This window comes from Rossellomorea sp. GQ25, assembly GCF_059758515.1.
Genome location: NZ_JCAXEQ010000005.1, coordinates 368745 through 389226, shown reverse-complemented (window position 1 = coordinate 389226; position 20482 = coordinate 368745). Strand labels below are relative to the sequence as shown.

At 42.8% G+C, this 20482-nt stretch carries 17 protein-coding genes and 16 tRNA genes; 31 read left to right on the top strand and 2 right to left on the bottom strand.

Annotation, left to right across the window (positions count from 1 at the left end; genetic code table 11):
* The first annotated feature begins 7 nt into the window (after nt 1-7).
* The 25 genes from AC6CIB_RS17725 (at nt 8) to AC6CIB_RS17605 (ending at nt 12868) form a co-directional block, all read left to right on the top strand.
* Nucleotides 8-82 (top strand) — tRNA-Asn (locus AC6CIB_RS17725).
* Between the two features lie 6 nt (nt 83-88).
* A tRNA-Ser gene (locus AC6CIB_RS17720) sits at nt 89-180 on the top strand.
* 19 nt (nt 181-199) lie between these two features.
* Nucleotides 200-274, top strand: a tRNA-Glu gene (locus AC6CIB_RS17715).
* A 42-nt stretch (nt 275-316) separates the two neighbouring features.
* A tRNA-Val gene (locus tag AC6CIB_RS17710) sits at nt 317-392 on the top strand.
* A gap of 68 nt (nt 393-460) precedes the next feature.
* Nucleotides 461-534, top strand: a tRNA-Met gene (locus AC6CIB_RS17705).
* A gap of 134 nt (nt 535-668) precedes the next feature.
* A tRNA-Asp gene (locus AC6CIB_RS17700) sits at nt 669-745 on the top strand.
* Between the two features lie 17 nt (nt 746-762).
* Nucleotides 763-838: transfer RNA gene (locus AC6CIB_RS17695), tRNA-Phe, on the top strand.
* 19 nt (nt 839-857) lie between these two features.
* A tRNA-Thr gene (locus tag AC6CIB_RS17690) sits at nt 858-933 on the top strand.
* Between the two features lie 16 nt (nt 934-949).
* Nucleotides 950-1033: transfer RNA gene (locus tag AC6CIB_RS17685), tRNA-Tyr, on the top strand.
* A 62-nt stretch (nt 1034-1095) separates the two neighbouring features.
* Nucleotides 1096-1169 (top strand) — tRNA-Trp (locus AC6CIB_RS17680).
* A gap of 11 nt (nt 1170-1180) precedes the next feature.
* Nucleotides 1181-1256 (top strand) — tRNA-His (locus tag AC6CIB_RS17675).
* Between the two features lie 39 nt (nt 1257-1295).
* Nucleotides 1296-1367, top strand: a tRNA-Gln gene (locus AC6CIB_RS17670).
* A 4-nt stretch (nt 1368-1371) separates the two neighbouring features.
* A tRNA-Gly gene (locus AC6CIB_RS17665) sits at nt 1372-1446 on the top strand.
* A 7-nt stretch (nt 1447-1453) separates the two neighbouring features.
* A tRNA-Cys gene (locus AC6CIB_RS17660) sits at nt 1454-1527 on the top strand.
* Between the two features lie 8 nt (nt 1528-1535).
* Nucleotides 1536-1619, top strand: a tRNA-Leu gene (locus AC6CIB_RS17655).
* Between the two features lie 3 nt (nt 1620-1622).
* A tRNA-Gly gene (locus tag AC6CIB_RS17650) sits at nt 1623-1696 on the top strand.
* A gap of 705 nt (nt 1697-2401) precedes the next feature.
* On the top strand, nt 2402-3343 hold the full coding sequence (locus AC6CIB_RS17645) for a carbohydrate ABC transporter permease (protein ID WP_498282861.1): 942 nt from the start codon (nt 2402-2404) through the stop codon (nt 3341-3343).
* Nucleotides 3343-4170, top strand: a complete 828-nt coding sequence (locus AC6CIB_RS17640) for a carbohydrate ABC transporter permease (RefSeq protein WP_148968227.1) — start codon at nt 3343-3345, stop codon at nt 4168-4170. The genes AC6CIB_RS17645 and AC6CIB_RS17640 overlap by 1 nt, the downstream gene beginning before the upstream one ends.
* A gap of 82 nt (nt 4171-4252) precedes the next feature.
* Entirely contained in the window at nt 4253-5530 is a 1278-nt protein-coding gene (locus AC6CIB_RS17635; RefSeq protein ID WP_498282859.1) for an ABC transporter substrate-binding protein, read from the top strand.
* Between the two features lie 142 nt (nt 5531-5672).
* On the top strand, nt 5673-7484 hold the full coding sequence (locus AC6CIB_RS17630) for a sensor histidine kinase (RefSeq protein WP_498282857.1): 1812 nt from the start codon (nt 5673-5675) through the stop codon (nt 7482-7484).
* The gene (locus AC6CIB_RS17625) at nt 7465-9039 is read left to right on the top strand and encodes a response regulator transcription factor (protein WP_498282855.1); all 1575 of its coding nucleotides are present in this window, start codon (nt 7465-7467) and stop codon (nt 9037-9039) included. The genes AC6CIB_RS17630 and AC6CIB_RS17625 overlap by 20 nt, the downstream gene beginning before the upstream one ends.
* A 15-nt stretch (nt 9040-9054) precedes the next feature.
* The gene (locus AC6CIB_RS17620) at nt 9055-9780 is read left to right on the top strand and encodes a ThuA domain-containing protein (protein ID WP_498282853.1); all 726 of its coding nucleotides are present in this window, start codon (nt 9055-9057) and stop codon (nt 9778-9780) included.
* A 22-nt stretch (nt 9781-9802) separates the two neighbouring features.
* On the top strand, nt 9803-10828 hold the full coding sequence (locus AC6CIB_RS17615; RefSeq protein WP_498282851.1) for a Gfo/Idh/MocA family protein: 1026 nt from the start codon (nt 9803-9805) through the stop codon (nt 10826-10828).
* Between the two features lie 18 nt (nt 10829-10846).
* The gene (locus AC6CIB_RS17610; protein ID WP_498282849.1) at nt 10847-11887 is read left to right on the top strand and encodes a Gfo/Idh/MocA family protein; all 1041 of its coding nucleotides are present in this window, start codon (nt 10847-10849) and stop codon (nt 11885-11887) included.
* 12 nt (nt 11888-11899) lie between these two features.
* Nucleotides 11900-12868, top strand: coding sequence for a sugar phosphate isomerase/epimerase family protein (locus AC6CIB_RS17605; protein WP_498282847.1), 969 nt, complete (start codon nt 11900-11902; stop codon nt 12866-12868).
* 99 nt (nt 12869-12967) lie between these two features.
* Here the strand turns inward: AC6CIB_RS17605 and AC6CIB_RS17600 are convergent, their stop codons facing one another.
* Nucleotides 12968-13639, bottom strand: coding sequence for a B3/B4 domain-containing protein (locus AC6CIB_RS17600; RefSeq protein ID WP_498282845.1), 672 nt, complete (start codon nt 13637-13639; stop codon nt 12968-12970).
* 112 nt (nt 13640-13751) lie between these two features.
* Between AC6CIB_RS17600 and queG the strand changes: the two genes are divergently transcribed.
* From queG to nfsA, 4 genes are all read left to right on the top strand, one after another.
* Nucleotides 13752-14885, top strand: coding sequence for a tRNA epoxyqueuosine(34) reductase QueG (gene queG / locus AC6CIB_RS17595; protein ID WP_498282843.1), 1134 nt, complete (start codon nt 13752-13754; stop codon nt 14883-14885).
* Nucleotides 14886-14979: 94 nt separating this feature from the next.
* Nucleotides 14980-15858, top strand: coding sequence for an amidase domain-containing protein (locus AC6CIB_RS17590; RefSeq protein ID WP_498282841.1), 879 nt, complete (start codon nt 14980-14982; stop codon nt 15856-15858).
* Nucleotides 15859-15924: 66 nt separating this feature from the next.
* Nucleotides 15925-16398 (top strand): tRNA (uridine(34)/cytosine(34)/5-carboxymethylaminomethyluridine(34)-2'-O)-methyltransferase TrmL, encoded by a 474-nt coding sequence (gene trmL / locus AC6CIB_RS17585; RefSeq protein WP_113971500.1) that lies wholly within the window; start codon nt 15925-15927, stop codon nt 16396-16398.
* 87 nt (nt 16399-16485) lie between these two features.
* Entirely contained in the window at nt 16486-17235 is a 750-nt protein-coding gene (gene nfsA, locus AC6CIB_RS17580) for an oxygen-insensitive NADPH nitroreductase (RefSeq protein WP_498282839.1), read from the top strand.
* Between the two features lie 67 nt (nt 17236-17302).
* On the opposite strand, the gene AC6CIB_RS17575 is transcribed toward nfsA, so the two are convergent.
* Nucleotides 17303-18199 carry a LysR family transcriptional regulator gene (locus AC6CIB_RS17575; protein ID WP_498282837.1) on the bottom strand — a complete coding sequence of 299 codons (897 nt, stop codon included), beginning with the start codon at nt 18197-18199 and terminating at the stop codon, nt 17303-17305.
* A gap of 105 nt (nt 18200-18304) precedes the next feature.
* Between AC6CIB_RS17575 and AC6CIB_RS17570 the strand changes: the two genes are divergently transcribed.
* Together AC6CIB_RS17570 and AC6CIB_RS17565 are read left to right on the top strand one after the other, a co-directional pair.
* Nucleotides 18305-18976 (top strand): ankyrin repeat domain-containing protein, encoded by a 672-nt coding sequence (locus tag AC6CIB_RS17570; RefSeq protein ID WP_498282835.1) that lies wholly within the window; start codon nt 18305-18307, stop codon nt 18974-18976.
* The gene (locus AC6CIB_RS17565; RefSeq protein WP_498282833.1) at nt 18973-20262 is read left to right on the top strand and encodes a purine/pyrimidine permease; all 1290 of its coding nucleotides are present in this window, start codon (nt 18973-18975) and stop codon (nt 20260-20262) included. Before AC6CIB_RS17570 ends, AC6CIB_RS17565 begins: the two co-directional genes overlap by 4 nt.
* Nucleotides 20263-20482 lie beyond the last annotated feature (220 nt).

The window sequence follows — 20482 nt, the reverse complement described above, 5'->3', positions numbered from 1 at the left end:
ATATCGTTCCGCAGTAGCTCAGTGGTAGAGCTATCGGCTGTTAACCGATCGGTCGCAAGTTCGAATCTTGCCTGCGGAGCCATCATATGGAGAGCTGTCCGAGTGGCCGAAGGAGCACGATTGGAAATCGTGTAGGCGGTTAATGCTGTCTCAAGGGTTCAAATCCCTTGCTCTCCGCCATAACATTTCTTCTTATTTAGGCCCATTGGTCAAGCGGTTAAGACACCGCCCTTTCACGGCGGTAACACGGGTTCGAATCCCGTATGGGTCACCAACACTTTTTATTCGAAAGTGAAAACAAATCAATTATTATATTGGAGGATTAGCTCAGCTGGGAGAGCATCTGCCTTACAAGCAGAGGGTCGGCGGTTCGATCCCGTCATCCTCCACCAAGTTTTTTTGCGAAAGCAAAATAAACCTACAAAATTTTCTCTCAGAGAAAATTAACATATTATATCGTCGCGGGGTGGAGCAGTTCGGTAGCTCGTCGGGCTCATAACCCGAAGGTCGCAGGTTCAAATCCTGTCCCCGCAATACCATTTTTGACTTAGGGATGCATAATCCTTAATGAGTCACGCTTGGATAGTTATTTTCGCTGTCGTGAGGTAATGAACATTATTTTGCTGGCACAATTCAAGGTAAAATATTCTGCTATCGTAAAAACTTTTGGTCCGGTAGTTCAGTTGGTTAGAATGCCTGCCTGTCACGCAGGAGGTCGCGGGTTCGAGTCCCGTCCGGACCGCCACTTTTATTATACATAGTGGCTCAGTAGCTCAGTTGGTAGAGCAATGGACTGAAAATCCATGTGTCGGCGGTTCGATTCCGTCCTGAGCCACCATTTATCACTATTACTTGATGCCGGTGTAGCTCAACTGGTAGAGCAACTGACTTGTAATCAGTAGGTTGGGGGTTCAAGTCCTCTTGCCGGCACCATCCGAGTGATTTATATGGAGGGGTAGCGAAGTGGCTAAACGCGGCGGACTGTAAATCCGCTCCTTCGGGTTCGGCAGTTCGAATCTGCCCCCCTCCACCAAAGATTTTTGCGTAAGCAAAATATCTATCATTACTTTGCGTAAGCAAAATAAGACTCAATATAGGGGTATAGTTTAAAGGTAGAACGAAGGTCTCCAAAACCTTTGGTGTGGGTTCGATTCCTACTACCCCTGCCAATTTCATTATGGCGATTGTGGCGAAGTGGTTAACGCACCTGATTGTGGTTCAGGCATTCGTGGGTTCGATTCCCATCAGTCGCCCCATAAAAGTCACATTTTCATTTCCGTGACATATACTATCAGTGGGCTATAGCCAAGCGGTAAGGCATCGCACTTTGACTGCGACATGCGTTGGTTCGAATCCAGCTAGCCCAGTAGTGCGGAAGTAGTTCAGTGGTAGAACACCACCTTGCCAAGGTGGGGGTCGCGGGTTCGAATCCCGTCTTCCGCTCCAATATTAAGGCGGCATAGCCAAGTGGTAAGGCATAGGTCTGCAAAACCTTGATCACCGGTTCAAATCCGGTTGCCGCCTCCAAATGAAATGCCGGTGTGGCGGAATTGGCAGACGCGCACGACTCAAAATCGTGTTCCTCTGGAGTGCCGGTTCGATCCCGGCCACCGGTACCATATGCGGGTGTAGTTTAGTGGTAAAACCTCAGCCTTCCAAGCTGATGATGAGGGTTCGATTCCCTTCACCCGCTCCAACTTACATACGATAGACTTTCTCATTAGAGGAAGTCTTTTTTGTTGTTTAGAAGCTCAAAAATAATATGTGGGTAGTGAGGAGTGTAAGGGTTGATGGGTTTGGGTATAAATCGGTGAGCAAGCTGCTTTATTTTAAGAAGAATCAGATGATATTGGAAGGTTTCTTAATTTTATAGATAGTATTAGGTAGCTTTTTATACAGGAATTGAGTTAAAACATGACTAGTATAGAAATAAAATGAGGTTTTTAGGGAAGTATGGAAGTGAAATTGGTTAAATTGACATGAAAAAGCAACTGTCTAATGCTGTAAAGGCTAGATTTTATCAGGTTTTGATAATTAATTTCGAGTTTGGTAGATATATTATCAACTTTGCTATATTTATTATCGACTTTGCTACATTTATTATCAATTTTCCTATTTTATTTTCAAATTCCCCATATTTATTTTCAAATTCACACCATCCCTCCCAACTAGTCCTCCTCACTCAAATTCCAACTACACATGAATTGATCCCCACACTCACCACACCACAATCCACCACGACACAATAACCCCCAACCTTTTCATTTACCCACACCACACTCAAACCAACCCCATCTAGTCAAAATTTTGCACCTTCTTTGTCAATTGAGTTCCCCTTTTTAAGAAAGCGCTACCATTATAATGTAAGAAAGCGATTACATAATTAGGGGTGGTGATACGGGTGGAACCAAAGATTCAGACTGGGCCAGTAAGCCCAGACGTACAAATGAAAGCAGTGACGAAGAAGAAGTTTAAGTATAAGAGCTTGCTGACGTATGCTGCCTTTGTTGGACCGGCACTTTTATTTTTCTTAGTGATTCAGATTCTTCCGTTCTTGATGGGTGTGTATTATTCGTTTACTTCATGGAATGGTGTCAGCTCGGTTGTTGAGTGGGTTGGGTTTGAGAATTATAAGAAAATCTTTACGGATGATAAGACGTTCTTTAATTCCTTTATGTTTACGACGAAGTTTATGTTTGCGGCTGTGATTATTAGTAACTTAATAGGTTTTGGATTTGCGTTACTGTTAAATGCGGCATTGAAAACCCGTAATATTTTGCGGACAGTGTTTTTTATTCCGAACGTGATCGGTGGATTGCTACTCGGGTTCATCTGGCAGTTCATTTTTGTTAAAGGATTTTCATCACTTGGGAATATGACGGGGATTGGATTCTTTAAAATGCCTTGGCTTGGTGATGAGACGACGGCATTCTGGGGGATTGTCATCGTGTTTGCATGGCAGATCAGTGGTTATATGATGGTCATCTATGTCGCGGCATTGCAAGGGGTGGACAATTCACTTTTGGAAGCAGCGAGGATAGATGGAGCATCAAACTGGACGTTGTTGACGAAAATAATCATTCCATTGATTTTACCGGCGTTCACGATTTGTTTCTTCTTGACGATTTCAATGGCCTTTAAGATATTCGACTTGAACATCTCCTTAACAGGTGGGGGACCATTCAATTCTACACAATCTGTGGCGATCAATATTTATCAAGAAGCGTTCCAAAACAACCGTTATGGCCTTGGAACAGCGAAATCGATCCTGTTCTTTGTGGTAGTGGCAGTGTTTACGACGATTCAGGTGATGGTGACGAAGAAGAAGGAGGTTCAGGCGTAATGGGCAATCGCTATACGAAAAGAACGTTTGTATTAGAGATTATCGGTATTGTCATAGGGCTCATTTTCCTTATTCCTTTCTACTTCGTACTAATTAACTCAGTGAAGCCATTTGCTGCGATCTTGATCGATGCGGCGGCGTGGCCTAAGGAATTTGTTTTCTCTAACTATGCGAAGGTGTGGGAGATCATCAATTTCCCCCGTGCTTTCTGGAACTCCTTGGTCATCACCGTTTTCAGTAATATTGGATTAGTGATCATCAGCTCCATGGCGGCGTGGAAAATGGTTCGTACGCCAGGGAAGTTCAGCAAAATCTTATTTGTCATCTTTGTTTCAGCCATGGTCATTCCGTTCCAGACGGTGATGATTCCTCTTATGAAGGTCGGGGGGACGTTAGGACTTACGAATAGCATTCCAGGATTGATCATCATGTACTTCGGATTTGGGGTACCACTTTCTCTGTTCTTGTATCATGGATTTGTGAAAACCGTTCCGATTGAGATTGAAGAATCCGCGATGATTGATGGCTGCAGTCAGTTTGGTGTGTTCTGGAGAATCGTATTCCCATTACTTAAGCCAATAACAGTGACCGTGATCATTCTGAACACCTTATGGATTTGGAATGACTATCTGCTTCCACTTCTTGTATTACAGGATGCAGAACTGCGTACGATTCCACTCGCAGCAAGTTCGTTTTTCGCTCAGTATACGAAGCAATGGGATATGGGTCTTGCAGCGTTAGTGCTTGGCATTACACCGATCATCATTTTCTTCTTATTTTTACAGAAGCATATCATCAAAGGTATTGCTTCAGGGTCAATCAAGTAGATATAAAATTTCTGTCGCGATGGTCTATCATTGATACAGAAATTTATATAAAATAATTTATATCAGGGAGGTCAATCCATTTATGAAACGTATAATTTTACTTTGTATGTCTTTGGTTTTAGTATTTGGAATTATTGCCGGCTGTTCTTCTAAAGACACTTCAAGCAAATCAGGTGGGGAGTCTGGATCAGGTGACGATGTAGTAACCCTTAATTTCTTCCAGTTCAAGGTTGAAATTGCTGATCAGCTTCAAGAAATGATTAATGAGTTCGAAGCTGAGCATCCAAACATTAAGATTAAGCTTGAAACAGTTGGTGGAGGTGCCGATTACGGTGCAGCTTTGAAAGCGAAATTTGCTTCTGGTGAAGAGCCGGACATTTTCAACAACGGTGGTTTTAAAGAGTTAGAGCTTTGGAAAGAGAAGTTAGCGGATCTTTCTGGTGAGCCATGGGTTGATCATGTTCTTCCGATCGGTAAAGTTCCGATGACGGATGAAGACGGCAAGCTTTATGGTATGCCGGTTAACCTTGAAGGCTACGGATTTGTATATAATAAAGATTTATTTGAAGAAGCGGGGATCACTGAGCCGCCTGCAACGATTGATGAGTTAAAAGACGCTGCGAAAAAGCTGGAAGCGAAGAAAATCACACCTTTCTCTGCTGGTTACGGCGAGTGGTGGGTAATTGGTCAACATTTACTTAACATTCCTTTTGCTCAGCAGGAGGATCCGGATGCGTTCATCGCCGGACTTTATGACGGTTCTGAGAAAATTGTAGGAAACGAAAAGTTCAAGCAATTCAAAGAAGTTTTAGATGCTGAGCTTAAATATGCAAATGATAATCCATTAACGACGGATTACAATACACAAGTAACGCTATTTGCTTCTGGTGAAACTGCGATGCTTCAACAAGGAAACTGGACTGAGAACATGATCACTGAGATCAATCCTGAAATCAATATGGGCTTCCTTCCAATTTCTATCAGCAATGATGATAGTGCTGATCGCCTTCCAGTAGGTGTACCGAATAACTGGGTATTAAACAAGAACTCTGAGCATCTTGAAGAAGCGAAAACATTCTTGGAGTGGATGGTTTCATCTGAAACTGGTAAGCGTTATATCACGGAAGAGTTTGCATTCATCCCAGCATTCGATAACATCGAGCCAAATGGTCTTGGTGATTTAGGACAGTCCATCCTTGACTACTCTAAAGAAGAGAAGACGATTCCTTGGACTTGGTTCAAATGGCCGGATGGAGCGAATAAGGAATTCGCTGCAACGATCCAGGAATATGCCGCAGGGAAAATTGATTACGATACTGTACTTGAGCGATTCCAACAAACATGGGATAACTTGAAGTAAATCGAATAATAGAAAGCATGTCTATTTAGGGCATGCTTTCTATTTTATAAGTTTAATGGGAATATTTCGAAAAAATACTTCCAAGAGCAGGGAAAAACATTTTATACTAGTGTATAAGTGAGACCTGGGAGGTCCGTCCCTCATGTTAAAGACCAGCATTCGGAATAAGTTGATTGTGTTGTTGATGATTACGACGATTGTGCCGTTTGGCAGTTCGATTATTATTACATATTTGTATACGAAGGATTCCATAGAGGAGCAGGTGGTGGAGGAGAGCAGCAATCTTCTTTATCAGGGAAAGGTGAATCTGGAGAGCTATATTAATGAGCTCAACGGATTAACTTTATCACTCTATAATCATCCTGATTTTATTAACTTCATGAGATCACCCAGTCAAGAGAATAATTACTTAACGATCGGCATTGTAAAGAATGTTGTGCAAACGATTCTCTACACGGGTGATACAATTAACGGGGTACGTATTTCCTTCGCCGATGGTGACCGCGTCATCTCGGCAACAAAGCGCTCTACCGTTGTATTTTCCAATAAGGTAAGAGATTCACAATGGGAATCCTTCAGAAATGCAGAGCGCAGCCCTTATAACATGTATATTGAACCAACCCATAGTCAGGAAGAAAAGAATATTAACCGGTCGAAGGATATTGTCACGATTCACCGGGCATTCCGAAACGTTCCCGGTGATGAGGTGCTTGCGTATATTTCATTGGAGGTTTCTCCTGACAAGATTATCGATTTGAGTAGAAACTTATATAATGCTAAGTCAGAGGAATTTTATCTTCTTTCTTCCGAAGGGGAAATGATTTATAGCTCGGACCGGGATGTGTCGGATGATGTAAACAATCAGAAGTGGATCAAGCGGATTGTGAAATCAAAGGATGTATCAGGGACGCTCGAGTGGAAAGAGGATTCCTTTAACGGGGTGATGATGTACGATCAGCTTCCTGCTTCAGCCGGCGGTTGGTTGTTAGTGAAACGGGTTCCTTACGTAAATCTTTATGAAAGCGCATTTAGTGTGGCAAAGATTAATATTTTATTCGGAGTACTTGGATTATCCCTAGTGGTCCTTGCGACGCTCTTTGTATCTTTTAAGATTACATCACCAATAAGGATTCTGCTTCAAAATATCCAGCAGGTTGAAAAAGGGAATATGAAGGTACAGTCTGAATCGTTCGGTTCCGATGAAATCGGGATCCTCGGCTTCCGGTTTCAGCAGATGATCGAACGGATCAATCATCTGATCAACCGTGAGTACAAGTTGGAGCTCGAGAACAAGACGAATCAATTAAAGGTTCTCCAATCTCAAATCAATCCGCATTTTCTCTATAATGCCCTGCAATCCATTGGAACGATTGCTTTGAAGAACAAGGTGCCGCAAATCTATTCCCTGATCACCCACCTTTCCAAAATAATGAGGTACGGGATGAATATGGAGGAGGATGTAGTTCCATTAAGCAAGGAAATCAATTACACAAACGCCTATCTTCTTTTACAAAAAGAGCGTTTCGGAGAGCACCTGGAATATAGTGTAGAGGTAGAAGAAGAGGTGAAGGAGATCCCAGTACCGAAGATGATCCTTCAGCCTCTCATTGAAAACTACTTCAAACACGGCTTCGATATCCGGGACGGGGTAGGACGTATATGGTTATCCTGCTTTCAGGATGAGGGGGAACTGGTGATGATTGTCCGTGATAATGGAGTCGGCGTAACCGAAAGCAGACTTCGGGAAATCGGGGATCATTTTAAAGCAGATGCATGGAATAAAACGGGGGATGAGACCAATATCGGACTGAAGAATGTGTATGTTCGCTTAAAGCTCTACTATGACCACCAGGCCACTTTACAGCTTGAAAATCATGATGAGGGAGGCTTTATGGTCACCATGAGGCTGCCAATAAGAATGGAAGGTGAAGCAAATGAAAGCAATCATCATTGACGACGAAAAGCATGTGCGTGAGGGGTTACTTTTATTAGCGGAATGGGACAAGCATGGGATCCACACTATTCTGGAGGCGGAAGATGGAGACCAAGCCATCGAATTGATCACAGAGCACCGGCCGGAAATCATTTTCACTGATATGAGGATGCCGAAACAGGATGGCATCACCCTTTTAAAATGGCTTCATGCCTCTGACCTTAAAAGCAAAACCATCGTTGTAAGCGGGTATGATGATTTCGAGTATATGAGAAACGCGATCTTTTATAGAAGCTTTGATTATATTCTGAAGCCGATTGAACCGGATGTGTTAAATGAAACACTGGATAAAGCGGTAAAAGAATGGAATGAACAGGCTCAATCAAGAAAATCTCAAGTAGAGGAAAATCGAGTGATGAATGAGGTAAAGCCCCTTTATTGGGATCGGTTATTCTCAAGTCTCTGTGCGAAGGAGAGCATTACCACAGAGATGGTTGAAAAGGTCGAAAATGAATTTGGGATTGCCATTACAAAGCTTTCAAAGACCGTTGCCCTCATCCCCATCAAACCGATCGTGATGAAATCCTTTCAAGGAGACCGGGACCTGGCCTTTTTTACCCTTATCAATATTTGCAATGAATTGCTGCGAAAGCAAAATGATGGGGTTTGCTTCCGGAATGGGAACAAAGAAGAAGAGCTTGTGATTCTCTTCTGGAATGATAGAAATGTAACGTATCTATTAGAGGAAATCTACTCATTGATCTATCAATATAGCAAACTCTTTACGATCATTGCTCTTGGGCAGAAGTCTAAGAAAATAAACGAAGCGTATGAATCTGCTTTACAAGTTTATCTTAAGCATACCCTGCTTGATCAAAAGAAAATCGTCACCCATAAAGATGTGAAAAGACAGTCCCTGCTGCATTTATTGGATCACTCCAATGAATTAAAATGGGCAATCCGTTCGGGAAGCGGGGATCAAGTTCAGTCCCACTTGAATGGAATATTTTCACAGATGGAAACGGGGCATGCCCTCTCACTGGAACAGCTCCAGGTTTGGGAAAATCAATTTGAGTTATTACGGAATAATTGGTTGAAAGAATACGAAATTCAGCATCAAGAACCATTTTACAGGGGGCTGGATTATTGGAATGAAGATGGCTCGTTTTCGTTCAGGAAATTTAAAGAGGAAAAGGCGAAAGAGTTCAGTGAATTAATTCAAACCCTTTCAAAGGCAAAGTATCAGCGGGAAAAGAACAATATGCAGCAGATTGAAGAATATCTTCAGCAGCATTATCAAGAGGATATCAATCTTCAGGACATTGCCGGTCGCTTTTACTTAAGCAGGGAATACATTTCACGTAAGTTCAAACAGGATCATGGATCTACCATCACGGATTACGTCACGAATATCCGGATGGAAAAAGCGAAGAAACTGCTAGAAAATCCTTATTTGAAAATTTATGAAGTCGCCTATGGTGTAGGGTATGGGAATGAAAAGTATTTCAGTAAAGTATTTAAAAAGCACGTCGGTATGACACCAAATGAATACCGGCATTTACAATTAAACACTTAACTTGGAGGTATTACAATGTTGAACGTTACGGTATGGAATGAAAATCGTCATGAACAGAAGAATCCGAAAGTGAGAGAGGTGTACCCTGAAGGAATTCATGGTGCCATTGCCTCCTTCCTGGGAGAAGCATCATTCAATGTGAAAACGGCCACATTAGATGAGGGTGAGCACGGACTAACAGAGGAAGTTTTAGATGGTACAGACGTATTGGTATGGTGGGGACATATCGCCCATGATGAAGTGAAAGATGAAGTAGTTGAAAGAGTGAAACAGCGTGTCCTTGATGGAATGGGGTTAATCGTACTTCATTCAGGTCATTTCTCTAAAATCTTCAAAACATTGATGGGTACTTCTTGTGACTTGAAATGGCGGGAAGCTGATGAGAAAGAACGTATCTGGATTGTCGATCCAAGTCATCCGATTACAGCGGGGCTAGGGGAATACATCGAGCTTGAGAAGGAAGAAATGTATGGAGAGCATTTTGACATTCCGACTCCTGATCAGCTTGTGATGGTGAGCTGGTTCGAAGGTGGGGAAGTGTTTAGAAGCGGGTGTACGTATCAGCGTGGTAACGGAAAAGTATTTTACTTCCGTCCAGGACATGAAACGTATCCAACCTATTACAATGAAGACGTTCAGAAGGTCATCGTCAATGCAGTGAAATGGGCATTCCCTGTAGATCATGCAAGACCGGTATACGGAAACGCAAAGCCGTTAGAAGAAATCAAAGGATCAAATTAAAGAACAAGAGGAGGAAAAAATCATGAGTAAATTAAAGATCGGGGTTATCGGGTGTGGAAGCATCGCACAGTATCGTCATCTGCCGGAATATGCAAACAATGAAAACGTAGAAGTGGTAGTGGTGTGTGACACCGTGGAAGAACGGGCATGGAAAATGGCCGATGCCGTCGGAGCGAAAGCGTATACCAATTATAAAGAACTACTGGCAAACGCTGAAGTGGAAGCTGTGAGTGTGTGTACACCCAACTACCTGCATGCACCGATTTCCATCGATGCCCTAAACGCTGGAAAGCATGTATTATGTGAAAAGCCTATGGCCACTTCAAGTGAAGAAGCACAGTCCATGATTGATGCCGCTGCTAAAAACGGTAAAAAATTGATGATCGCTCATAACCAGCGTTTTGTCCCTTCTCACCAAAAAGCGAAGCAGCTGATTGAAAGTGGTGAAGTTGGTAAAATCTACAGTTTCCGTTCTGCATTTGGTCACGGTGGTCCTGAAGGCTGGAGTGCTGACGGGAAGGATAGCTGGTTCTTTAAAAAGGATGAAGCGTTCATTGGTGCCATGGGTGACCTAGGTGTTCACAAAACCGATCTCCTTCGTTACATCCTAGGCGAAGAATTTGCAGAGGTCGGTGCCTTTGTTGAAACAAGCGCAAAGGAAAATGCAGATGTGGATGATACGGCTGTCTGTGTATTGAAAACAGAAAGCGGTACAGTAGGTACCCTGGCTGCAAGCTGGTCCTATGTGTCGAAAGAGGATAACTCTACAATCATATATGGGGAGAAAGCGATTCTCCGTTTAGAGGATGATCCGGTGAACTCTCTTATCGTTCAATACGTAACGGGAGAAGTAGTGAAGTATGAGCTTGGCGGCATTCAAACAAATGACGAGGGCGGCCAGGCGAATTCCCGTGTGATCGATCAATTTGTTCACAGCATCCTTCATAATGCAGAGCCTCCTGTTACGGGTGAAGAAGGAAAGAAATCGTTAGAGGTGGTTTTATCAGCTCTGGAATCAAGTGAAACAAAACGAATCGTAAAACTGTAATAGAGGTGAATACGAGCAATGACCAAACTTCGGATGGGAGTGATCGGCGTTGGGGGCATTGCCCAAACGCGTCACATTCCTACTTTTATAAAACTATCAGACTCTGTATCCATTGAAGCGATCAATGATATCAATCCTGTCACTGCTCAAACCGTGGCAGAAACCTTTAACATTCCTAACGTGTTCAGTGATTATCGGGACATGTTCGAGCATGTGGATGCTGTGACGATCTGTACTCCGAATAAATTTCATGCGGAAATTACGATTGCAGCGCTCAAAGCGGGTCTGCATGTGTTTTGTGAGAAACCGATGGCCATGACTCCTGAAGAATGCGAAATGATGATCGAAGCTGCCGAAGAGTCAGGGAAGGTTCTAGCTATCGCTTATCATTATCGTTTTATGAAGGACTCACGTGCTGCGAAGCGAGTGATTAGGGAAGATGAAATTGGCGAACCAATGGTGGCAAGGGCAAGAGCAATCCGTCGCCGCAAAGTCCCTGGCTGGGGAGTGTTTACCAACAAGGAGCTACAAGGCGGTGGCAGCTTAATCGACTACGGATGTCACTTTCTGGATTTATCCCTATGGCTTCTTGGGAACCCGGCACCTGTTGAGGTAACAGGGACGACCTATAACAAGCTTAGTAGAATGCCAGATCAAGTGAATCAGTGGGGAGACTTTGATAAAGAGAAATTTGAAGTCGATGACCATGTAACGGCTTATATCAAGTTCGATAACGGTGCATCCATGCTCTTCGAAACGTCTTGGTCTGCAAACGTCAATAGCGATGAAGAAAGCATGAGCATTTCAGGGCAAACCGGAGGAATCGATTTATTCCCGTTCCAAATGAACCAAATGAAACACGGCATGCTTCTGAATAGTGAAGCGGATTGGGTTCCCGGTGAAGATGATCCAAGTCTTCCACAAGCCCAGAACTTTATCAATAGCTGTCTCGGTTTAGAGGCGCTGGTTGTGAAGCCCCAGGAATCTAAGCAAGTGTCTCAAATAATTGATGCCATCTATAAAAGCAGTGAAACCGGACAAAGTATCCGATTGAAATAGGAGGAAGCACAAATGAAATTAGGCGTATTTACTGTATTATTTTCACAAAAAAATCTTGATGAAATGCTTGATTATGTAAAAGAAGCCGGGCTTCACGCAGTCGAAATCGGCACGGGAGGATATCCTGGAAATGCTCACTGTGACCTGGACGCCCTTTTAGAAAGCGAAGAAAAGAGAAATGAATACTTAGAGAAAGTAACATCAAGAGGATTGGAAATCAGTGCCTTCAGCTGTCACGGAAATCCGATCTCGCCTGATGCAGCATTTGCGGAAGAATCCCATGTGGCACTTCAGAAAACGATAAAGCTCGCAAGCTTGATGAATGTACCGGTTGTTAACTGTTTTTCTGGAACAGCAGGCGACCATGAAGGGGCAAAGCATCCGAACTGGCCTGTCTCCCCTTGGCCGAATGAATATGGGGATATTCTCAAATGGCAATGGGAAGAAAAGTTGATTCCTTATTGGAAAGAGATAGGGAAGCTTGCAGAGGATCATAACGTGAAAATCGGTCTTGAGCTGCACGGAGGTTTCCTTGTACATACTCCGTATACGTTATTGAAGCTTCGTGAAGAAACATGTGATGCAATCGGTGCAAACCTTGATCCCAGTCACCTGTGGTGGCAAGGAATCGATCCGGTTGCTGCGATTAAAATCCTGGGTAAAGAAAATGCGATTCACCATTTCCACGCGAAAGATACGTATATCGATCAAGACAACGTCAACATGTACGGTCTGACAGATATGCAGCCATACGGAAACATCCAAACAAGAGCGTGGTCCTTCCGTTCAGTAGGCTGTGGACATGGCTTACAGGAGTGGTCAGATATGATGAGTGCACTGCGCACATTCGGATATGATTATGTTGTAAGCATCGAGCACGAGGATCCGATCATGTCGATTGAAGAAGGCTTCGGGCGTGCCGTGAAGAATTTAAAGTCGATCTTGATTGAAGAGCAGCCATCGGATATGTGGTGGGTGTAGGTTTTATAAGGAGGGAGTCCATTGGGCTCTCTTTTTTTGTGAGTAGTGGCGTGACAAATTAAAACAGGATCCCACCAACCAGGGATCCTGCAGAAACAACTATCCACCCACCACTTCAAATGAACCTTCCCCACCATGAATCCCGATAAACATATCCATTAACGATTTCGTGAGTTTCCCGCTTTCTTCTATAGAAAGGGAAGGCTTAAGAAAGATGATTTGAATGGCATTTTTGGTTTCTTCGCCGACGGGTGCACGGTCTGAGTCAACGAATGGACTTCCGAAAGGTCCGTCCCCGTCACAGGCGACGATCAGGTTTTCCAGTGAGTTTTCCCGGCCGTTTAGCCCTATGTAGGTTTGACCCGTTTCCCCCACTTTTAACTCGATGCTATCCCCCTTGAACCCTGCACAGTCGTAGATTCCGATGGGTACTTCGTATTGAAGGGAGAAGAAGTTGTTGAGATCGATGGCTGAGTTAATGGTGCTCAGGTAGTTCTGTTTTTTAACCCGGCGAAAAAGGGCTTCGGCAGAATGACGGTAGCGATTCGGGTCCTTTCCTGTTTTCTTGAAGATGTCCCGCCACGCGGCAATTCCTTCTACTTCCGTCACATTTTTATCGTGAAGATCAAAGAAGATGGATTCCTGGAACAGCTGAAGTCTTCCTTTCAACATTTGAGGAGAAGCGCCGACTTCGATATGATGGTATTGAATGAACCCCACTTTAAAATCAGGGATTTTGGACGTTATGGATGAATCGATCGTGATTTCCACTTATTTTCCCTCCACATTTGTTTTAAAATAGTTTATCATAATACACGTTGCCATTTCACGTAAGCTGATAAGCTTGTAAATATATCTTATAGTTAGAAAGGAGGAAAGGGCAATGGATATGGATCAGTTGAAACAGGATATCATCGATTATAGTAAGGAAATCGGGATTGATAAAATTGGCTTTACGACTGCAGGTGCATTTTCAGAAATGAAGAACCGGCTTCTTCGTCAGGAAATGCTTGGGTATCAATCCGGTTTTGAAGAGAAAGACATTGAGAAGCGGATCGATCCTTCATTAATCTTCGAGAGTCCCAAATCGATTATTGCCATTGCCCTTGCCTATCCTTCAAAGATGAAGAGCGCTCCACAAAGCAAACGGGGAGAGAGACGGGGGATCTTTTGCCGGGCATCATGGGGGACGGATTATCACCATGTGCTTCGGGATCGTCTTTCAAAGTTGGAAGAATATATCGTATCAAGAGTTCCACAAGCACGTTTCAAATCAATGGTGGATACTGGTGAACTTGTGGATCGTGCGGTGGCAGAGCGGGCAGGCATTGGCTGGAGCGGAAAGAACTGCTCAATTATCACGCCTGAGTTCGGATCCTATGTGTATCTCGGGGAAACGGTGACAAACCTTCCGTTTGCCCCTGATTCACCGATGGAGGACCAATGTGGTACATGCAATAAATGCGTGGATGTCTGTCCAACGGGAGCACTTATAGAAGGTGGACAGCTGGATGCTCAGAAATGCATTGCCTTTTTGACGCAGACAAAGGGCTTTCTTGCGGATGAGTACCGGGTAAAGCTTGGGAACCGTCTTTATGGATGTGACACCTGCCAAACTGTATGTCCTGAAAATAAGGGCATGAACTTTCATTTTCACGAAGAGATGGAGCCAGATCCAGAAATCGCAAAGCCACTATTAAAGCCGCTTTTAACGATCAGTAACCGTGAGTTTAAAGAAAAGTACGGTCATGTATCCGGTTCATGGAGAGGTAAGAAGCCGATTCAGCGAAACGCGATCATCGCACTCGCCCATTATAAGGATATAACAGCCATTGACGATCTGATTGATGTGATGAAAAAAGATGTGCGGCCCGTCATTCGAGGGACATCCGCCTGGGCCTTGGGCAAAATCGGCGGAGAACAAGCACAACAGGCATTACTGAGACAGCAGAAAGTAGAAACAGATGACGATGTACTAAGCGAAATTCAAAACGGCCTTAACCTGATAACCAAATAGTTCAAAAGGATAAACTCACAAATTCACCTGAGTTTATCCTTTTTTGTTTTGAACAGTCCCTTCCCCGCATAACAATTAGGGAGGAGGGAAGACAATGATCAGAAAGCTGTTAATGGAAAAGGTCCAACATGTGATTGATGAATATACCTCTCGTAGTCAGTCAGACTATCACAGTGACAAAGTGAGAAGAAAGAAGGAATCTTGTCTTCAGCGAAATGCAGAAATTGTAAAGGTGGATGCAGCAGGGAAAATCCAAAGCGTGACACCTCAGCTAAATGAAACGCAAATCATTTTATATGATGTTCACTATAAATATCTTATTAAGCAGGGCGATCTTCTTTATTTAGAAGAAGAAGTAGAGAATCGGCATGCAGCCTTTTATAAGGATAAAATCTATGAAGACGGCGAGATTCCGATTCAATATGGAGAGAATGTCGTACATGAAGAGACTTCTACCTCTAACGAGAAAGAGGTTAGAGTGGTGTATCAATATGATCGTCTGAGTGCGGTGCAGTATGCTGAACGGTGGTGGAACAGCTATAACCCAGCATTTAAGAAATTTGAGAATGATTGCACGAATTATATTTCACAGTGCCTCTATGCAGGGGATGCTCCTATGCGTGGATATCCGGCGAAGGGGAAGGGCTGGTGGATGAGAAATCAGAACTGGAGCTATAGCTGGACGGTGGCAAATTCAATGAGATGGTACATCCCGAACTCGACGGTCGGGTTAAGGGGAAGACAGGTGAATGACGCTAAAGAGTTAATCCTTGGGGACGTCATTTGCTATGACTTCGAAGGGGATGGGCGTTTTGACCATACAACAATCGTGACTGGTAAAGATGCTGCAGGAGAGCCTCTCGTGAATGCCCATACGTTCAACAGCAGAATGCGATATTGGAAGTATGAGGACTCGACTGCTTATACACCCAATATCAAATATAGATTTTTTACAATAGTAGATGACGGCTAAGTCTTGTTCTATGGGGAGGAAATGGTATAATGTCACTTAGAGTTTTATGAATGAGGTGACATTAACATGGGAGTACATGTTGTATTATATCAACCAGAAATCCCTGCTAATACAGGGAATATTGCGAGAACCTGTGCAGCAACAGATACAACTCTGCACTTGATTCGTCCACTCGGGTTCTCAACAGATGATAAAATGTTAAAGCGGGCTGGCCTTGATTATTGGCAGTTTGTAAACATTGTATACTATGATTCAATTGAAGAGTTCTTCGAGAAAAATGACGGCGGTGAATTTTTCTACTTAACAAAATACGGAAAGATCCCTCACACTGACTTTGATTACAGTGTGGAAGAGAAGGATTACTTCTTTATTTTTGGCAGGGAAACATCCGGACTGCCGGATGACATCATCCAAAATAACTTAGATCGTGCCCTGCGCATTCCGATGAACGAAAACGTCCGTTCATTGAACCTTTCCAATACAGCGGCGATTCTGATTTATGAAGCATTAAGACAAAGAAATTATCCGGGTCTTTTATAAAAAACGAGGAATGGGAATCATATGATTTTCATTCCTTTTTTTATTTGGATTATACTAAGGGAAAGAATGTGAAGGAGAGAGTACATAATGAACGAAACCATTGAAACGATTCTTAAGCATCGATCCATTCGTCATTTCAAGAATGAGCCATTAACAGAGGAGCAGGTCCGGACAATTGTCTCGAGTGCTCAGGCTGCCAGTACGTCCAGTTATATTCAAGCATATACAATCATTGGGGTGAAGGATCCTGCTAAAAAGAAGAAGTTGGCAGAGCTTGCAGGTCCACAATCATATGTAGAAGAAAATGGTCATTTCTTTGTATTCTGTGCCGATTTGTATCGCCACGAGAAAATCGGTGAGTGGGAAAATGCAGATGTCATTCCTTCACTGGAAAGTACGGAGAAATTCATGGTGGCTTTGATTGATGCTTCACTAGCGGCCCAAAATGCGTCCATTGCCGCAGAATCGATGGGAATGGGCATTTGCTATATTGGAGGAATCCGAAATGATCTGGAATCAGTGAGTGAACTGCTGGAGCTTCCTGATCGGGTCATTCCTTTATTCGGTCTGGCAGTCGGCTTCCCTGAAGGAAATTCTGATGTAAAGCCCAGGCTACCTATGGAAGCCATCTACCATGAGGATTCCTACCAAAGTGATGAAGGATTCATGAAAAGGGAACTCGATCGTTATGACGAAACCATTTCTTCCTATTATCATGCACGAACGGCTGGTAGACGATCAGATCGCTGGACCGAGCAAATGGCCAACATGCTTTCAGGAAAGAAGCGTATGTATATGAAGGAATTTATAGAGAAGAAAGGATTTAATAAAAGGTAGATCCCTGCGTCCAGATAAAGAATCTTAGAAAAAGCCCGAAAGGATCAAATCCTTTTCGGGCTTTTTCCTAATCCATCTCCGGGAGCTCGACTTGAAAATGTTTTGTGACTAACCGGATAAACTCCCTCGTTGTTTTAGGCAAATAGAAGTCTTTTTTCCACACGATACCGTAGCTTGCGTTGTTCATGTTCTCGATTTCCAACAGTTGAACATCTTTATACTTAAATACCTGCAGAGCACTATGGGGAACGATAGAGGAAGCGAATCCTTGTTCCACAAGATTGGCAAGGAGGACAGTATCCGAGCATTCTGCTTTTACATTTGGCGTCAACCCCATTGAAATAAATGACTGAACAATCATTTCGTACAATCCCAAACTTTGTGTACTTGGAAGGATTAATGGGTGGTGAACAATATCCTCTAATGTAATCGTGTCATGGCTCGAAGTCGGAACACTCGTAATGTAATAAAAGGGCTCATTTTGGAGGACCACCTTCGCCATATTGTCTGCAGAAAATGGCAGTCGAATCAGAGCAGCATCAATCTCCCGTAATTCTAAAAGATGAATGAGCTGTGAAGATTCGTTTTGATGAATATTATAGGTGATGTTCGGGAAGTTCTTTTCATACTCTGTTAAAATATTTGGTAAATCAATGTCAGATAATGTATTTACACCAATCCTCAGCTTGCCTTTTTCTCCGGAACCAATTTCTTTCACTTCAGCTTCTGCAGCCTCCAGCAGCTTGATCATCTGATAAGCATGCTGATAAAGGGCTCTACCTGCCTCTGTAATCAACAGTTTCCTCCCCCTCCGGTAAAACAAGCTCACACCGAGATCCTCTTCCATCGTGCGCAGTTGCTGACTTAGGGGAGGCTGAGACATATGTAGTCGCTTTGCTGCAGCCAGTATTGTTTTTTCTTCCACAATCGCCATGAAGTAGCGCAGTTGTTTAATGTCCAGCATGGTAATCACCTCTCTTATACGATTAATATATAATAATACAATTTAATAGATATTATCCATATATATCAAGCCATGTTACCCTAAAAGTTGTTAGGGGGAGTGAAAATGAAGAAGATGCTCATTGCTATCTTTATCAGTACTCTAGCGGGATGTTCGTTTAATGCTCAAGAGGAGGAAAAAGAAGTGATTTTCACCTATATAAAAGAAGGATATATTGAAGAGGTAGAAACGTTAATTGATGAAGGTGCCGATATTAATCAACAGGATGCCCTCGGTAGAACGCCTGTAATGCTTGCGACGTATCAAAATAATCCAGATATGGTTCGTTTGCTTATTGATAAGGGAGCTAATATTCATTTAAAGGATGAATTAAAAAACAATCCCTTCCTGTACGCTGGTGCAGAAGGAATGAATGACATTCTTCTTCTCACGATCGAAGCAGGAGCAGATCCTGCTTTAGTAAATCGATATGGCGGAACCGCGCTAATTCCAGCTGCGGAAAAAGGCCACGGTGAGACCGTCAAACTTCTACTGAAAAAAACAAACGTCGATATCAATCATGTAAATGATCTTGGCTGGACGGCCTTGATGGAAGCCATTGTATTGAGTGATGGAGGAAAGGTGCATCAAGAGATTATTGCCACATTAATCGAGTATGGTGCCGATGTAACGATTCCTGATCAGGAAGGAAAATCACCAATTGAGCATGCCAGGGAAAGAGGATTTGATAAAATTGGGGAGATGCTGCTTAAAGCCGGAGCAGGCAAAGTATCATGAAATACAAAGGGCAGTCCGTAAGAATAGCCCTGCAAAGTTTTCAATGGCTCATGTTTTTGATTGGAACGTCCATTGCTCTTCCGATTGTGATTGGTAGTGTGTTTGGATTAAGTGAAATAGAGATATCAGGGTTAATGCAAAGAACGCTTTTCCTGGTTGCTCTCGGCTCCATTCTTCAGATAGTAATTGGACATTCCCTTCCGATTATTGAAGGACCAGCTGGATCCTGGGTAAGTGTGTTTGTTATTTTGGCAGCCTTTTCTAAGCAAATTGGTCTTTCAGTTGAAGAATCACTATCCCTTGGCATGGGATCACTTGCTTTAGCAGGATGTATTCTGATCCTTATGGGATTAGTGAAAAACAAATCATTTTACCAAAGAGTATTTCCACCTTTAGTTTCAGGTGTTTTTTTGTTTCTTCTTGCGATTCAGCTTAGTGGCATCTTTTTTAAGGGGATGATCGTTCAAGAAGAAGGGAACGTTGATTGGAAACTGACGATGCTTGCCATTTTCGTTTTTATCTTTATTGTGGTTCTGTCAATTAAAGCAAAAGGATGGGGAAAGCAGTTTTCACTCTTGATCGGCATCATTGTTGGCTGGGTTGTGTTCGCCATGTTCGGTGGGGCTTCTAACCCTATTGGACAGAGGGATCTTAATAGTGTAGATTTACCAGCACTATTTTCATGGGGACCACCTGCAATCAATGGTAGCATCATCACTGCGACTATTCTGTTTTCTTTTACCCTGATTCTAAACAATATTGCAGCCATTGATTCGATGTATGAGGTATATGATGGAGAGAAGATCAATAAACAAGACAGTATAAGAAGAGGGTTTGTCGTTGGAGGAATCAATCATTGGTTATCGTCCATTTTTTCTGCTCTTGCCATTGTGCCCTTGCCGGTTACATCCGGTTTCGTACAAACGACTAAACAAAGAAGTGGTCTGCCATTTCTTATAGCAGCAGGCAGTTTATTACTCATATCCTTTATGCCACAAGTGGTGCATGTAGTGTCCACTTTGCCTGTAGCCGTCGCAAGTGCAGCGCTGCTTTCAACAATTGTGAATATGTTTATCATTTCGTTAAAGAAGATTACTTCGATGGAGTTGAAGCAAAGGGAGTTATCGATCATTGGTATTTCACTTTTGGGTGGCACGAGTCTATTTTTTCAATCTCCGGATCTTTTCAGAGATCTTCAGAGTTCGCTACAAATTGTAATGAGTAATGGTTTGATTGTCGGGACGGTTGTGGTGATTGGTCTTAATTTAATATGGCGTAATAACTAAAAAAACTGGCCTTGGCCAGTTTTTTTAGTTTATGAATTAGTTGGAGCCGGGTTTATCATTATATCCAGCAGTGAAAATCGCTACTAAGAACGCTAAAGATACACCTATAATCATTATAGTACCCATGTTTGGTAACCTCCCAGTTTCACTTATTCCACAGTCTGTCTTTAGTATAGCCTATTTTTTATTTGATGTGAATGAAATCGGTTATTTTTTTACT